The following is a 15,177-nucleotide window of genomic DNA, read 5'->3' as shown; positions in this document are numbered from 1 at the left end:
ATAACCACGGGTTATAGAAAGTCTTTGGGTCGTGTCGACTTTGGGCGGTATTATTCGTCTTCGTCGGCGTCGGTTTCGAAGACTTCGACGACCGACAGGGGAACGTCTCGAAGCGCGCCGCCGACCTCGCTCTTTGCGATTCGAGAGGCGTGTTCCTCCCCGTCCGCGTTGAAGACATCCATCTCGAGGGCGAGTCCGACGAGCGCGGTATCGGCCGCGATAAACGCAGAGTCGAAGGGTTCGCCGCAGGCGGGACAGCCCGTCGCACCGACTTCGACTTCGACGTACTCCATGTTCTCCTGATTGAGTCGCTTTCCGGCTTCGCTTACCGCGACGCCGATTGCATCGTCGACCTTGTCGACATCACGAACGAGCCACGCGGCTTCCATCGCGACGAGATAATTGCTCATACGCGTCCAACGTGGTGGGGGGTTTCCTCTCTTGCGGTTCGGTTCGCACCGATTTCGCCCCCGCTCGAGCGGCGCGCACGAGAGTCAGATGATGGGCATAACTTATGAGAAACACCCGGATCGATTCCCGCCATGATAGCCGTAGTTCGGTCACGAACCCACTTTCAGTTGTGTATCACACAAGCTGAGTTGAATCGCAACACGGCGTAGACCTGCAATCGCGAGACGACGATGAAATCGCAGTGAGATACACGAAGACTTATATACTCCCTCGGACTGAGCGACGATGAACGCTGATGAAATCCCGCGCACACAACGCGCTGCTGTTCGCAATGTACCAACTGTGCATCGTCGTCGGTATCGCGGCGATGCCACTCGCAATCGTTGCTAACCAGATTGGTCTCTCCCTCCCAGTACACCGAGTCCTCGCCAACGTCGGCGAAGCCTACGAGAACGCCCGAAAATAGACGGTCACGATATACACGACTACGACCACCGAATCTGACCCACACCGAATCGGATCGCACGGAAGCTGACACGTCCCGAAGTCACCGACCGAACACGAGACGCGTACGAATCGTTTCTATTCCCGGATCACAGTCCCGGTTACGATGTCCTCGAGCGTAGTCGAACCCCGCTCGAGAGATGTCCAAAATTGGCACTTCGCCCGTTCGCACAGCTTGCTCGAGGGCGGCGATGTCAGCACGAAAGCGGAAACCAGAGCGGTGACCGCCGGTGTTTTATATCGTCCCGGTCGTTAGACACCTATAATGCGAACACCAACACACGACTCGAAGTTCTCCCGGACGGTCGACCAGTTGGCGGACGACCCGGACCCGTACGGGCCGGAACTCGGTTCGATGCCACAGAACGACATCTCGAGCGCTGACCTCGACAACGTCAACAAGACCGGCACGACAACGATCGGCATTACGACGGCCGACGGTGTCGTCATCGCGACGGACATGCGCGCGAGCCTCGGCGGTCGATTCGTCTCGAACAAGAACGTCCAGAAGGTCGAACAGATCCACCCGACCGCGGCGCTGACGATGGTCGGCAGCGTTGGCGGCGCACAGTCGTTCATCTCGAGTCTCCGCGCGGAGGTCAACCTCTTCGAGACCCGCCGCGGCGACAGCATGAGCATCAACGCGCTCGCGACGCTCGCGGGCAACTTCGCTCGAGGCGGCCCGTTCTTCGCGATTCACCCGATTCTGGGCGGCGTCGACGAGGAGGGAAGCCACGTCTACAGCATCGACCCCGCGGGCGGCGTCATGGAAGACGACTACACCGTTACCGGCAGCGGGATGCAACTCGCCTACGGTCACCTAGAGCAGACCTACGAGGAAGGGCTCTCGAACGACGAGGCGACCACCATCGCGGCACAGGGAATCAAGTCCGCGGCCGAGCGCGACACCGGCTCGGGTAACGGTGTCTTCCTCTGTGAGATCACCGAGGACGGCGTCGACATTCAGGGCCACAACGACTTCGAAGAAGTAATCTAAGCCGCATCGGATCACTTTCTGCCGGCGTGTAATCACACAGAGTACCATCTATCGACCGGTCCGTTCGATACTCTTTCGGACTTATATGTACTCTCCTTGAGGAAGGGGGCTTAACGCCTGCATTCAGCTAAAAGAGCACGAGCGACTTTCGAGGGTGTCATAGAACAGTTCGCATACCTCCTCCGCGATCACTCAATGAACGATACGTACAGAGTGTACAGATAGCGTCAGCTCGGACGTGTGACCGTCTGAAAAATCGAGAGTGTTGTCTGTCGCTGTGAACGACAGGTGTGTCTCGGTATTACTGTCGGACGACGTTCGCCGCACGAGGCCCCTTGGGCGAGGACTCGATGTCGAACTCGACCTCAGTACCTTCCGTGAGGTCTTCGCCGCCGACATCCTCCATATGGAAGAAAACGTCTTCGTCGTCGTCGAGGTCGCCGTCATCAGTCGAAATGAAACCGTAGCCGCCAGTGTCGTTGAAGAAATCAACCTTACCGTTTGCCATTACAAACAAACAGAGGGTAGGATGAGGGATAACCCTTCCGAGGGTCGCGGTACCACGACTCCTCACACTACATTCGCATGTGTCGTGAACGGATTGTTTAGTACAAATAGGGTGAAAGAAATGCCATGCGAATCGTTCTATGACGTCCTCGGCTTCGTTCAATTTGGAGCACTGCGGCTGCCGTTCGGACTGTCGGGCGTGCGCGCTACGATTGCTCTTTTGCGAGATCGGCATCGGCTTTGATCGAACGCTGAGCGTCAGCGACTCGAGGAGCGGTTCCCTTTCGGTCTGAGAAATGGGGGATAGTGGTGCAAGCCGAAAGCCAACCAGTCCTTTCGACTGTATAGACACTGGATGCTACTCGAAAGTACGGTTCGATGATGCAGAACGCATATTGTGTTAGGAATCTAACTCCAAGATAATGGTCTCGAACCGAATGCTCGTTTCGCTCGGGGTCGTCGTCCTGGTACTCGTCGCTGGAATCGGGGTCGTCACATCGTTTCATCCCCTGTCAGACGAGCCAGCGGAGCAGGTGCACATCGAGTCCTATCCAGCCGGCCCCGAGAAACCGACTTCGGTCGATTCCTCGAACGTCGCGGACTATACTGCGACGTACGAGGAGCGGCTCTTCTACAACGACCTCCTCGCGAGCCACGACCACAGTTTCGAATCTGATGAAAGCGTGATAGCCGAATGTACCCCGCTCTCGGTGTCGAACGCGAGTACAGATGGGTTTGACGTCCAGCTCGAGTGTCGAGGCGGCGTTACCGACTCCGCGGAACTGTCCGCATCCGAGGAGTCCACGTACGCAGTCGACTACCGGGTGACGAATACGGCGACGCGACAGACAGCGTTCCAGGACTATCCCTTCGAAACGGACCGGACGTTCAACAACGAACGGGAGAACGAGTAGCGGGAGTTGGGGCCTTTGCCCCTTTGTTCGGACCCTCGAGCGCTTACTCAGAGATCAGGCGAACCGACCTCACAGCCACACGGCGAGCAGATGTGCTCTGTCGGCCCGCGGCTCGTGACCAAGGCGACGGGCGTCCCACACCGCGGACAGGCTGGCAGTGCCGACGATTCGCGGTCGTCCGGATCAGATGGTTGCCCGCTCATAGACCCCTCGAGCGCAGTTTTCTGGGAGCGCCGGCTAGTTGATAGCGGTACGGCTGTCGTGCGAGACGTTTATATCTCGGTAGAATGAACGTAATCATGGTTTCGAACCCTCGCGGGTTAGAAACCGCGCCTCGGGTGTCCTTGCACCCGGGGCATTTCAGCGCATGCCCCACGCGGCTGGTTGAAGCGCGGTTTCTATCTTGATTGTTGTCGGGTAGTCACTTATACTATTGGGATTTTGACGAGCAGAAACGGGGTAGACCCGCGTTCCCCGGACTGGGTTTGACCCAAACCTCGAGCTTTCACTGAGACTGTCCTGCAACGGTGCACCACAGTACCGCCCAACTGTCGGCGCTGATGACGTTCCTCGAGAAGATGCACTTTCTCCAACGCACCATCGTGGTGTTCCGCACCCAGGGCCAGAACCGGCGCGATAGATCACGTGATCCTATATCGCAGGCTGTCCTACGAACGGGTATGAGAGCCGTTCGATACCACGAACACGGCGACGCGGACGCACTGGAACTCGAGGAGATCCCCACGCCCGAACCCGACGAAGACGAGGTGCTCGTCGAGGTCAGCGCTGCGGGTATCAACCCCGTCGATACCTACTTCCGGGAGGGATCGTATTCGCCCGCGGCACTGCCGTGGATTCCCGGATCGGATTTCGCCGGGACCGTCGAGGCCGTCGGTGCCGAGGTAACCGCGTTCGAGCCGGGAGAGCGGGTGTTCGGCACCGGACTCGGAAAGGATATTCCGGGAACGTGTGCGGAGTACGTCGCGTCGCCGACCGACAGAATCGCGACGCTACCGGATGGGGTTTCGTTCGAGACCGGTGCGGCCCTCGGCGTTCCCGCGGTCACCGCCTGGCGGTCGCTGATCGACCACGCCGAACTCGAGCCGGCGGAGCGCTGTCTTATCCACGGCGGGAGCGGGGGCGTCGGTCACGCCGCAGTACAGATCGCGGCCGCGACCGGGGCCGAGGTGACGACGACGGCCTCGCCGGAGCACCACGAGAAACTCGAGTCCCTCGGGGCCGATGTCGTACTCGATTATGCGCGCGACGACCTCGAGGACGCGGTCATCACCGCGGGCGCTCCCGACGTGATTCTCGATCACCGACTCGACGACTACCTCCAGTTCGACGCGGACGTCGCGACGCAGGGGACTCGAGTCGTCGGCATCGGCAATACGGTTCCAGAGGCCGGCTTCTCGAACGTCCCGGCGGCGCGCTCGAAGGAGCTTCGGATCCACCTGATCAGCATGTTCAATACGCCGGATCTCGCCGCGGTGCTTCGCCGCGTCGCCACGTTGCTCTCGAGCGGGAAGCTATCGGCGGAGATCGACCGGACCTACGACCTGACGGAGGTTTCGGAGGCGCACGACGCCGTGATTTCCGAGAGCTTCTTCGGAAAACTGGTCGTCACGCCGTAGCGCGGCGGTCGGGCCGCCACCCCTTGTAGACCGACTGCCCGCTCGAGATCTGGGTCGGAAGTTTTTGCACCCGCGGGTAGTATGGGTGTCCATGTCAGTCACGTACGACTTCTCGGAGACGGTCGCAGTGGTCACCGGCGCGAGCGGCGCCCTCGGCAGTGCCGCAGTCGAACGGTTTCGAGACGCGGGTGCGACCGTCTGTGCCGTCGACGTCGTCGAACCCGACGCTGACGACAGCCTCCTCGAGCCGGACGACGCCGTCCAGTTTTACGAGGCGGACCTGACCAACGAGGACGAGGTCGCTGAGCTGTTCGAGGCCATCGTCGACGAGCACGGCCGGGTCGACCACCTGCTCAACATCGCCGGCACGTGGATGGGCGGCCAGCACCTCGAGGAGACGGATCTCGAGGAGTTCGACGCGCTGATGAACATCAGCCTGAAAACGGCGTTTCTGGCGTCGAAACACGCCCTTCCGCATCTCCAAGAAAGCGAGGGCTCGATCGTGAGCGTGAGCGCGCGCTCGAGTCTCGAGGGCGGCGAGGGCGACGGTCCCTACCGGATCACCAAAGCCGGCATCCGAATCCTCACGGAGACGCTGGCCGAAGAGAATCGCGGCGTCGTTCGGGCGAACTGCGTCATGCCGAGCGTGATCGACACGCCGATGAACCGCGAGATGATGCCCGATTCGGATCACGACTCGTGGGTCGACCCGCTCGAGATCGCGGACGTGATGGCGTTTCTCTGTAGCGACGGTGCGTCGGTCACGAGCGGCGCGGCTGTCCCGGTCTACGGCGAAGCCTGACAAAAAGAGGGCGTCAGCGATTAGCCGACGAGTCCGCTGAGAACACCGCTGATTTGAGTGTATGCTTCTATCGCGTTCAGTGTGAGGACGACGACCAACACGATGATGACCGGAATCCGAAGGACCCAGATCCAGGTGATCCCCCACGCGCCGAGGTTTTTGACTCCCTTTCCGAGTTCCTCAAGCCCGAGATCGCTTTTGATCCACCCGACGTAGATCGAGAGTAACAGGGCTCCGAGGACGAGCAGGATGTAGTTCGCGAGTTGGTCGTAGACCGTGAGCCACGACAGCCCGCCATCGTATGCGACGGGAACACCGGCGAGGAAGATGGCGGTTCCGATGATCGCCGTCGCCGGACCGCGGTCGACGCCATGTTCGTCGATCAGGTAGGAGACGACGACCTCCAGGATGCTGATCGCGCTCGAGAGCGCCGCGATGGCGACGGTCGCGAAGAAGATCGCACCGAGAACGCCGCCGAGCGGGAGATTGGCAAATGCTTGCGAGAGGGAGATGAAGATGAAGCCAGCACCAGCACCGATTTCTGTGATTTCAGAAACACCAACACCACCAGAGAAGAGGATTGGGAAGGCGACCAGTCCGATCGTGAACGCAATCGCCGTATCCAATCCAACGATGATGAGGCCATCCTTAGCGAGGTTACGATCCTCTCCGAGGTAGGACGCGTACGTGATCATCACGCCCATCCCGAGCGAGAGCGTGAAGAACGCCTGCCCAGCGGCCGCAGGGAGGATCTCAGTCCAGTTCGCCGCGATGGTACCCAAATTGGGTGAAAGATAGTACGCGTAGGCTTCGCCAGCGCCCGGAAGCGTCGCGGCGTAGACCGCGAGACCGATCGTCAGCGCGATGATTGCGGGTACCATCAACTTGACGGCAAGTTCGATACCCTGGCGGATACCGAGCCCAACGACGGCGATGACGGCGGCCATGAAAATTGCGTGCGTGAGAACGGGGGTTATCCCGCCATACGTCGCTCCGAACTGCGCTGCACCGTCCGCGGCAAAGTTACCCTGCAGTCCGTAAGCCGTGTACTGCAGCACCCAACCGGCGACGACGCTGTAGTACGACAAGATCACGAATCCAGCGAGGACGAACACCCATCCAATCCGTTTCCAGGGGCCTCGTCCAATTTGTTTGAGTGCACCGACCGGGTTTCGATCGGTGTATCGGCCGACGGTAAACTCGACCATCAATACCGGGAATCCGACCAACGCGATCAACGCGAGGTAGACGACGAGGAACGCTGCACCCCCGAACTCCCCGACCTGATAGGGAAACCGCCAGACGTTTCCCAATCCGACGGCGCTTCCCACCGCCGCTAGTATGAACCCTGTTCTCGTTGCCCATGTTTCTCGTTCTACCATGTGTGGGATATCAACCCCACCACCACAAATAACTTACTAGACATGATGTATTAGTGGAATGTCAACTCGAGGGGTTTTGCCTGAAAAATGGACGGAAATCTTTTTCCCAGTGGTTACACGACTGTTCTCTATGACTCGGAGCAGGTGGTCGCCGTGACGATGGAGGATCGTATCGCGGAGTTGGAGGAGTTTCGAACGGAGGCGTTGAAAGGAGGCGGCGAGGACCGGATCGAGAAACAACACGAGAAGGGGAAGATGACCGCGCGCGAGCGGATCGATTACTTCCTCGACGAGGATACCTTCACCGAGTTCGATCAGCTCCGGACCCACCAGACGAGCGAGTTCGGGATGGAAGAACAGAAGATTCCCGGCGACGGCGTCGTCACCGGCTACGGCGAAGTCGACGGGCGTACGGTGTTCGTGTTCGCCCACGACTTCACCGTCTTCGGCGGCTCGCTGGGCGAGGTGTTCGCCGAGAAAATCTGCAAGGTAATGGACATGGCGATGGAAGTCGGCGCACCCATCGTCGGTCTCAACGACTCCGCCGGCGCGCGCATTCAGGAAGGGGTCAAGAGCCTCGCCGGCTTCACCGAAATTTTCCGCCGAAACCAGGAAGCAAGCGGCGTCGTTCCACAGATTTCGGGAATCATGGGCCCGTGTGCGGGCGGCGCGGTGTACTCCCCCTCGATCACGGACTTCATCTTCATGGTCAAGGACACGAGCCACATGTACATCACCGGTCCCGGGGTCACCAAGACCGTCACCGGTGAGGACGTGACCCACGAGGAACTCGGCGGTGCGGTCACCCACGCCAACAAAACGGGCGTCGCCGAGTTCGCCTGCGAAAGCGAAGAGCAAGCCTTGGACAAGATCAAGCGCCTGCTCTCGTACCTCCCGCAGAACAACGTCGAGGACCCGCCGCGTGTCGAGCCCTGGGACGACCCGGACCGACGCGACGACGCGCTCGAGGACATCGTCCCCTCGAGCCCGCAGAAACCCTACGACATGACCAACGTGATCGATTCGGTGGTCGACGAGGGCTCGTTCTTCGAGGTCGCGGACAACTTCTCGCAGAACATCGTCGTCGGATTCGGCCGCCTCGACGGCCGGTCGGTCGGCATCGTCGCGAACCAGCCGCGGGTCAACGCGGGCACGCTCACCGTCGACGCGTCGATGAAGGGCTCGAGATTCGTGCGGTTCTGTGATTCCTTTAACATCCCGATCGTGACGTTCGTCGACGTGCCCGGGTACATGCCCGGAACCGATCAGGAACACCGCGGGATTATCCGCCACGGCGCGAAGTTGCTCTACGCCTACTCGGAAGCGACCGTCCCGCTGCTGACGGTCATCACGCGCAAGGCCTACGGCGGGGCCTACTGCGTGATGGCCTCGAAGAACCTCGGCGCGGACGTCAACTACGCCTGGCCGACGGCCGAAATCGCGGTGATGGGACCACAGGGTGCCGTCAACATCCTCTATCGCGAAGAACTCGCCGAGGCGGAGAACCCGGACGAACTCCGGGACGAACTCATCGAAGAGTACCGCGAGGAGTTCGCGAACCCCTACACGGCGACGGATAAGGGCTTTCTCGACGACGTCATCCTGCCGACCGAGACCCGTCCGCGCCTGATCGCCGACCTCGAGATGCTCGAGACCAAACGCGAGGACAAGCCGGACAAGAAACACGGTAACATCCCGCTCTAAGATGGCGTCCCAACAACAGGCTCGCGTCGAAGAGACGCCTGAGACGAACGCAGTGGAGCCGCCAAACGTCGAAATTAGTATCCCAGACGACGCCGACGAGGCGGAAGCGGCAGCGATCGCCGCGGCCATCGGTGCCCACGTCCGCGATCAGGAACTGGCCGCCGCGGCGGCAGCCGCCGCCGAGGGCGAAGAAACCTGGGACGACAAACGATGGGCGTTCGCGGGGCGAGTGCGTGCCCAACAACAGCGAACCGTCCGCGTCCCTCGCGACGCACCGACCAATTCCTGGAGTGCGGCGGGACGAACCGACCGATTCTGATCGCCGTCACTCGTTCTCGGTGACCGCTGGCGAATCAGTTGCGAAAAAGTAAGGTAGGGCGCTTGCAATGGTTCTTGTAGAATGTTCAGGAAGGTTCTGGTCGCGAACCGCGGCGAAATCGCGGTTCGAGTCATGCGGGCGTGCGAGGAGCTCAACGTCGGAACCGTCGCCGTGTACTCCGAGGCAGACAAAGACTCGGGACACGTCAGATACGCAGACGAAGCGTACAACATCGGCCCGGCGCGTGCAGCCGACTCGTACCTCGACCACGAAGCGGTCATCGAGGCCGCGCTGAAAGCCGACGCCGACGCGATCCATCCCGGCTACGGGTTCCTCGCGGAGAACGCCGAATTCGCCGCCAAGGTCGAGGCCGAAGACGGACTCACCTGGATCGGCCCCTCGAGCGATGCGATGGAAACCCTCGGCGAGAAGACCAAAGCTCGCACCGTCATGAACGAAGCGGACGTGCCGATCGTTCCGGGGACCACGGAGCCGGTTACCGACCCCGACGAGGTCAAAGCCTTCGGGGACGAACACGGCTACCCGATCGCGATCAAGGCGGAAGGCGGCGGCGGCGGCCGCGGGATGAAAGTCGTCTGGGACGAGAGCGAAGTCGAGGACCAACTCGAGAGCGCCCAGCGGGAGGGCGAAGCGTACTTCGACAACGATTCGGTCTACCTCGAGCGCTACCTCGAGAACCCGCGACACATCGAAGTCCAGATCGTCGCCGACCAGCACGGCAACGTTCGCCACCTGGGCGAACGCGACTGCTCGCTCCAGCGCCGTCACCAGAAGGTCATCGAGGAGGGGCCGTCGGCGGCGCTTTCGGACGAACTCCGCGAGCAGATCGGCGATGCGGCCCGTCGCGGCGTCGCGGCCGCAGACTACACGAACGCCGGCACCGTCGAGTTCCTCGTCGAGGAAGACCAGAGTCGTGACGGCTTGCTCGGCCCGGAGACGAATTTCTACTTCCTCGAGGTGAACACGCGGATTCAGGTCGAACACTGCGTCACCGAGCAGATTACCGGGATCGACATCGTGAAACGCCAGATCCGGGTCGCCGCCGGCGAGGAACTCGACTTCGAGCAGTCCGAGGTCGAGATCGACGGCCACGCCATCGAGTTCCGGATCAACGCCGAGAACGCGGCCGAGGACTTTCAGCCGGCCTCGGGCGGGTCGCTGACCACCTACGATCCGCCGGGCGGCGTCGGCGTCCGCCTCGACGACGCGCTCCGTCAGGGCGACGAACTCGTCACCGACTACGACTCGATGATCGCGAAGCTGATCGTCTGGGGCGAGGACCGAGACGAGTGTCTCGAGCGATCGCTCCGCGCGCTGCGCGAGTACGATATCGAGGGCATTCCGACGATCATTCCGTTCCACCGGCTGATGCTGACCGACGAGGCGTTCGTCGAGAGCCGACACACGACGAAGTACCTCGACGAGGAGATGGACCCGGCGCGAATCGAGGAGGCCCAACAGCAGTGGGGCGGCGACGAATCGACGGCTGACGGCGACGACGAGGAGGTCGTCGAACGGGAGTTCACCGTCGAGGTCAACGGCAAACGCTTCGAAGTCGAACTCGAGGAACGCGGCGCGCCGCCGATTCCGACCGGCGGCGAGGCGAACCCATCGGGGCCGAGTCCGCCGGCAGCGGCGGCGGGTGCGGACGACGGCGAAGACGACGTCGAACTCGCGGGCGAGGGCGAACTCGTCGACGCCGAGATGCAGGGAACGATCCTCTCGGTCGAGGTCGAAGAGGGTGACGAGGTCGCCGCGGGCGACGTGCTGGTCGTGCTCGAGGCCATGAAGATGGAAAACGACATCGTCGCGTCCAGCGGTGGAACCGTTACGAAGATCGCGGTCGAGGAAGGCGACAGCGTCGACATGGGCGACAGTCTGGTCGTCCTCGAGTAGTTGGCGTTCGACCCCATCCGTCAATTTTGGCGTCCGTTTTCGACGAATTGTGAACGCTCGTTCTCGAGCGGAGAGACCGACAATTGCGCTAGACGGTTAGAGCCGTTCGCACAACGCCCAAACGTCTTCTGTGGGATCGAGTCGATGCGGCTCTGCGCCGCGCTCAGTAACGATGCCGGCGTGGTACAACATGGCCTTCAACTGGAAGACCGTCGGCGCGTGATAAATCGACCCGTCCTCGAGCGCGTCGGATCTGAGGTCGCCCTCTTGGGTAAGTACGCGGCGTCGCGCGGCTTCGTCGCCGCGAACGAACAGTTCGACGGCGAACGCGGGATGCAGAACGTGCAGGTACTCGACTAAGGTGGGCAGCGACGGCGTCGGATTCCCGTCCGCGTGGATGTTCTCGAGTTCTGTGACGAGCAACTGGGTTGCGGGGTACGCAAAGACGATTCGACGGGCTAGTTGCCCCCACGCCGGTGCGGCGTCGATGAACCGTGCGGTCGAGCGATACCAGTCTTCGAACGCCTCGAGTGCCGCCTCGACGGAGCCGTGGCGTCGAATACCGAATCGAACGACCTCTCGACCGTGGCCGGTCAGCGTCACTCGGTCGGGGTGGACGCGTATCAGATCGAGGAATTCGGCACCCTGTCGCGCGGCGTCGGTCGCGCTGACGACCTTGTACCGCGAGAGCAGCGACGCCGTGTCGCCGTCGGCGTAGTGTGCGAGCGGGTAGCCGAGGTAGTTCTTCGGATGGTTGAGCCCGAACGACTGGTCGGCGACGCCCTGTGCACTGGCCTGGAACCGGATCGCGTTCGCGGCCGACGTCGTTCGGTTACCGACGACGCGGGGCGTCTCGAGCGGCTCGACGGAACCCGCCGAATCCACGCCGAGAATGCCGATGTTGAGTTCGCGCGCAAGCGTGCGATCGGTCTCGGTCACCGCCGGTTCCGGAGCCGCGAGGTACGCGGCGTTCGCCCCGTGTAGTCGATCGTGGGCCTGGACGATTCCCCGGCGGGTATCGACGGTTCCGTCCGCCGTGTGCCCTTTCGCCTCGACGGCGATCAACGGCGGCTCGTCGCCGAAGCGCTCGACCGCGAGAAACTCCGACTCGAGCGCTCGAACCCCGATGAGGTCGGGATAGCCGCCGCCGACCTCGACGCGGTTGAACGGTGCGAGGGTCTCCCGTACAGCACGCTCGATCGGCTCGCCCGCCAGCCAGTGCTCGCTTGCAAACTGCGTGTCGACGACTGCGTAGGTATCGTCGTCGCCGGGAAACAATCGCCGTTTGGTGTGTGCGAGAACGGTCGGTTCGGAAAGCGATCCCCCGGAAACTGACATACCGTGCCATTGGCGACCGGGGTGAAGAACGTTTTTGCTCGAGTGACAGTCCGCGGGAATCCACGTAGCGTCTCAACTCAGCTACTCTCGAGTGACGATGGTGCGGACGCCACCAGTTACTGCGTCGACGTGGACGTCAACCGGACCGTCGTCCATCTTGAGGGGGACCACCCACGTTCCGCTCGTTCGATACGGGTCCTCGAGCACCGCCGGTTCGTCATCTGTCTCGGGTTCGGTACTCACCTCGGACTTGGTACCCGTCTCTGACTCACCATCCGGCGCTGTCTCGCCACCCGCTCCCGACTTATCAACCGGTGCTGTCTCGCTATCTGCTTGGGTCTCGCCACCCGTCCCGGTCTTACCACTTGCCCCAGTCTCGAGCGACCGGCGGGCGATACGAATCGCCGCCGACGGCTCCTCGATTTCGATGTCGTCGGTCATTCGAAGGGTCACGACGGGCGGTTCTGCCATTCGAACGATCCGCTCCGTGACGCTCCCGACGAGAAACCGATCGAGGCCCGTTCGTCCCTGCGTCCCCATCACGATCACGTCGATGTCGTTGTCGTCGGCGTAGGCGAGCACGCTTTCGTGTGGAACGCCGCGTTCGATCGTGGTCGTGACCGGCACGCCGACGCGGTCGGCCTCGCGCTCGACGTACTCGACCGCACGCTCTGCGCCCGCAGTGACCTCCCCGCTGGTCATCGTTCCGAACGGCCCCTCGGGAACGATCGACAGCGCGTGGACAGTCCCCTCGAAGCGGTTCGCAATCGTGAGCCCGTGTTCGATCGCTCGCCGGGTCCCGTCGCTCCCGTCCGTCGGAATAAGCACGTTCTGGTACATCGATTCGATCGAATTTGGGGTGTCTCGTATAAATATACTCGAGTCCGAAGGGCGGTCGCTACCGCGAGCACCGGGACAGCTAGTCGTCCGTCGAGGAGCTGTCGACGCTCGAGTCTGCGGACGCGGTCGGCGAGAGGAGCGTCGACACCCGCGCGTTCTCTTTGATTTCGACGCCGCCGTCCGGGACGCTCAACGGGATCAACGGCAGGTGCGAACGCACCCGGACGGTCGGGTGCGAACACCCTCGAGCGAGCAGTTCGTTCCGCGGTTGGAGCACGAACGCCGCTTCGCTGTCGGTGAGGAACTCGTTGTGCTGGAGGACGTACTGGCCGCCCTCGAGTTTCCACCAGCCGTACTCGTCGTCAGGATTCTGGGTGGTAGTCGGAACGGCCTCGAAGTCGGCATCCTCGAGTTCGTCGCCGCCGAAATCGAGCCGCCCTGGGCCGTCGACGGTGTAGATCGCGCTCACCGTCAGATCGATACCGTAGTCGTGGACCTGCGTCGGTTCGTAGACGAGGTTATCGACGTGTGCCGTGAGCGGATGCTCGTCGGACATATCGGTTCGGATGACGGTACGCGTCCCCAAAAAACGGGCGCACGAAACGGAACCGCACCTTCGTTTGGCAACTCTGACACGGTTCACCGACGCCCGGACCTTGATGTGATGGCCCGCGTAGCTAGACCCGTCATGACCGACGTACTGACGGACAAGGTCGCCCGTTTCGTTCGCGCCGCAGGACCGAGCCCCGACGACACGCTCCGAGAGATGGACGAGTACGCCGCCGAATCGGGATTCCCCCACGTCGGCCCCGAGGTCGGCGGGACGCTCGCGCTGCTCGCGCGGATGACCGGCGCGAGGAGCGTCTTCGAGTTCGGTTCCGGATACGGTTACTCCGCCTACTGGTTCGCCAGGGCGCTCCCCGACGACGGCCGGATCGTCCTCACAGAAATCGACGAGGACGAACTCGAGATGGCCCGCGAGTACATGCAGGCGGGTGGCTTCGGAGACATCGCGGAATACGAACTGGGCGACGCACTCGAGATCGTCGAGCGCTACGACGGACCGTTCGATCTCGTTTTGCTCGACCACCAGAAACGCCGCTATCCGGAAGCGTTCGAGGCGGTTCGTTCGAAGGTTCCCGTCGGCGGAGCCATCGTGGCAGACAACGCGATGACGGCGGATAGTATCCAGTTCGAGACGGTGCTCGAGTTCCTCGAAGCGCGGGATCGGGGCCCCGAACGTCGGAACGATGATCTGACCGAGGATATTCCAAACGAGGCGACCGACGCCACTCGAGGCATCGCGACGTATCTCGCGACGGTTCGGGACGACGAAGCCTTCGAAACGACCGTTCTCCCGCTCGGAGAAGGGATTGCGGTAAGTTATCGGACGGAATAATCGGAGTCGTTTTCGACGACCGCGTCTTCGGTCCCGGGCGTCGCTCCGTATTCGCGGAACGCGAGGAAGACGGTCGTCGAACAGGCCGAGAGTAGCGTCGCCCACGTGATCGCACTGAGTGCGATCGTGGGGATTGCGATCGACTCCGGCGCCGCCGCAGCGATGGATCCGGGCTCGAGGACGTGCAGTCCGGCGACAGCGAGAAAGCTGCTCCAAAGAGCGATCGACACCGTTGCGAGGCGTTTCCGGCTGATGGACGCCGCGAATCGAGAAGCGGAGTACACGCCCCCGATCGCGAGTGCCGTACCAGCAGCGGTGAGAACTAACGAGTCGGTGGGTGTAGTAATACCACCGGCGACTGCAAAGAGCGCGAACGATGCGGCCAGAAGCGATCGGTCCGAGTGGGCGGGTGAGTGGATCACGGCTGACACTGCGTTGGTGGCACCAACATGCGCCCGGCTATATAGTTATTGGCTGCTCGCGTGTTCGTCACACGGTGACAGGAT

17 protein-coding genes are annotated in these 15,177 nt (G+C 62.0%); 9 read left to right on the top strand and 8 right to left on the bottom strand.

The genetic code is table 11. The features are described from left to right. Positions 1 to 50: 50 nt before the first annotated feature. The gene (locus HALLA_RS05495; RefSeq protein ID WP_049952442.1) at positions 51 to 410 is read right to left on the bottom strand and encodes a DUF555 domain-containing protein; all 360 of its coding nucleotides are present in this window, start codon (positions 408 to 410) and stop codon (positions 51 to 53) included. A 296-nt stretch (positions 411 to 706) separates the two neighbouring features. On the opposite strand from HALLA_RS05495, the gene HALLA_RS20970 reads away from it, so the two are divergent. Both HALLA_RS20970 and psmB read left to right on the top strand, forming a co-directional pair. Next, a complete protein-coding gene (locus tag HALLA_RS20970) occupies positions 707 to 877 on the top strand; it encodes a hypothetical protein (protein WP_169732114.1) in 171 nt (56 codons plus the stop codon). A 303-nt stretch (positions 878 to 1,180) separates the two neighbouring features. After that, positions 1,181 to 1,912, top strand: a complete 732-nt coding sequence (gene psmB / locus HALLA_RS05490; RefSeq protein ID WP_049952441.1) for an archaeal proteasome endopeptidase complex subunit beta — start codon at positions 1,181 to 1,183, stop codon at positions 1,910 to 1,912. A 301-nt stretch (positions 1,913 to 2,213) separates the two neighbouring features. Here the strand turns inward: psmB and HALLA_RS05485 are convergent, their stop codons facing one another. Further along, positions 2,214 to 2,420 (bottom strand): cold-shock protein, encoded by a 207-nt coding sequence (locus tag HALLA_RS05485; RefSeq protein WP_008418277.1) that lies wholly within the window; start codon positions 2,418 to 2,420, stop codon positions 2,214 to 2,216. Positions 2,421 to 2,841: 421 nt separating this feature from the next. Between HALLA_RS05485 and HALLA_RS05480 the strand changes: the two genes are divergently transcribed. Next, entirely contained in the window at positions 2,842 to 3,333 is a 492-nt protein-coding gene (locus HALLA_RS05480) for a hypothetical protein (protein ID WP_049952440.1), read from the top strand. A 47-nt stretch (positions 3,334 to 3,380) separates the two neighbouring features. Here the strand turns inward: HALLA_RS05480 and HALLA_RS20965 are convergent, their stop codons facing one another. After that, positions 3,381 to 3,536 carry a hypothetical protein gene (locus HALLA_RS20965; RefSeq protein ID WP_169732113.1) on the bottom strand — a complete coding sequence of 52 codons (156 nt, stop codon included), beginning with the start codon at positions 3,534 to 3,536 and terminating at the stop codon, positions 3,381 to 3,383. A gap of 477 nt (positions 3,537 to 4,013) precedes the next feature. Here HALLA_RS20965 and HALLA_RS05475 point away from each other — a divergent pair, with 477 nt between their 5' ends. Together HALLA_RS05475 and HALLA_RS05470 are read left to right on the top strand one after the other, a co-directional pair. Then, positions 4,014 to 4,970 carry an NADPH:quinone reductase gene (locus HALLA_RS05475; protein ID WP_049952439.1) on the top strand — a complete coding sequence of 319 codons (957 nt, stop codon included), beginning with the start codon at positions 4,014 to 4,016 and terminating at the stop codon, positions 4,968 to 4,970. A 91-nt stretch (positions 4,971 to 5,061) separates the two neighbouring features. Beyond that, on the top strand, positions 5,062 to 5,772 hold the full coding sequence (locus HALLA_RS05470; RefSeq protein WP_049952438.1) for an SDR family oxidoreductase: 711 nt from the start codon (positions 5,062 to 5,064) through the stop codon (positions 5,770 to 5,772). A gap of 20 nt (positions 5,773 to 5,792) precedes the next feature. Here the strand turns inward: HALLA_RS05470 and HALLA_RS05465 are convergent, their stop codons facing one another. After that, positions 5,793 to 7,154, bottom strand: coding sequence for a sodium-dependent transporter (locus HALLA_RS05465; protein WP_084568938.1), 1,362 nt, complete (start codon positions 7,152 to 7,154; stop codon positions 5,793 to 5,795). A gap of 159 nt (positions 7,155 to 7,313) precedes the next feature. Between HALLA_RS05465 and HALLA_RS05460 the strand changes: the two genes are divergently transcribed. The 3 genes from HALLA_RS05460 to HALLA_RS05450 all read left to right on the top strand — a co-directional run bounded on the left by HALLA_RS05460 (position 7,314) and on the right by HALLA_RS05450 (position 11,094). After that, positions 7,314 to 8,858 carry an acyl-CoA carboxylase subunit beta gene (locus tag HALLA_RS05460; RefSeq protein WP_049954006.1) on the top strand — a complete coding sequence of 515 codons (1,545 nt, stop codon included), beginning with the start codon at positions 7,314 to 7,316 and terminating at the stop codon, positions 8,856 to 8,858. A gap of 1 nt (position 8,859) precedes the next feature. Next, entirely contained in the window at positions 8,860 to 9,177 is a 318-nt protein-coding gene (locus tag HALLA_RS05455) for a hypothetical protein (RefSeq protein ID WP_049952437.1), read from the top strand. An 81-nt stretch (positions 9,178 to 9,258) separates the two neighbouring features. Beyond that, positions 9,259 to 11,094, top strand: a complete 1,836-nt coding sequence (locus HALLA_RS05450; protein WP_049952436.1) for an acetyl-CoA carboxylase biotin carboxylase subunit — start codon at positions 9,259 to 9,261, stop codon at positions 11,092 to 11,094. Positions 11,095 to 11,190: 96 nt separating this feature from the next. On the opposite strand, the gene HALLA_RS05445 is transcribed toward HALLA_RS05450, so the two are convergent. From HALLA_RS05445 to HALLA_RS05435, 3 genes are all read right to left on the bottom strand, one after another. Beyond that, positions 11,191 to 12,432: a hypothetical protein gene (locus HALLA_RS05445; RefSeq protein WP_049952435.1), complete on the bottom strand. Its 1,242-nt coding sequence runs from the start codon at positions 12,430 to 12,432 to the stop codon at positions 11,191 to 11,193. 81 nt (positions 12,433 to 12,513) lie between these two features. Then, the gene (locus HALLA_RS21315) at positions 12,514 to 13,272 is read right to left on the bottom strand and encodes a universal stress protein (RefSeq protein ID WP_049952434.1); all 759 of its coding nucleotides are present in this window, start codon (positions 13,270 to 13,272) and stop codon (positions 12,514 to 12,516) included. A 79-nt stretch (positions 13,273 to 13,351) separates the two neighbouring features. Then, complete coding sequence (locus tag HALLA_RS05435) at positions 13,352 to 13,828, bottom strand: dCTP deaminase (protein WP_049952433.1); 477 nt, start codon at positions 13,826 to 13,828, stop codon at positions 13,352 to 13,354. A 132-nt stretch (positions 13,829 to 13,960) separates the two neighbouring features. Here HALLA_RS05435 and HALLA_RS05430 point away from each other — a divergent pair, with 132 nt between their 5' ends. Beyond that, positions 13,961 to 14,671, top strand: a complete 711-nt coding sequence (locus HALLA_RS05430; protein ID WP_049952432.1) for an O-methyltransferase — start codon at positions 13,961 to 13,963, stop codon at positions 14,669 to 14,671. Here HALLA_RS05430 and HALLA_RS05425 read toward each other — a convergent pair. After that, the gene (locus tag HALLA_RS05425) at positions 14,656 to 15,102 is read right to left on the bottom strand and encodes a hypothetical protein (protein ID WP_049952431.1); all 447 of its coding nucleotides are present in this window, start codon (positions 15,100 to 15,102) and stop codon (positions 14,656 to 14,658) included. The genes HALLA_RS05430 and HALLA_RS05425 overlap by 16 nt on opposite strands. Positions 15,103 to 15,177: the final 75 nt, after the last annotated feature.

It is taken from the genome of Halostagnicola larsenii XH-48 (genome assembly GCF_000517625.1).
Lineage (GTDB): Archaea > Halobacteriota > Halobacteria > Halobacteriales > Natrialbaceae > Halostagnicola > Halostagnicola larsenii.
This window is presented reverse-complemented; position numbering and strand designations above follow the sequence as displayed.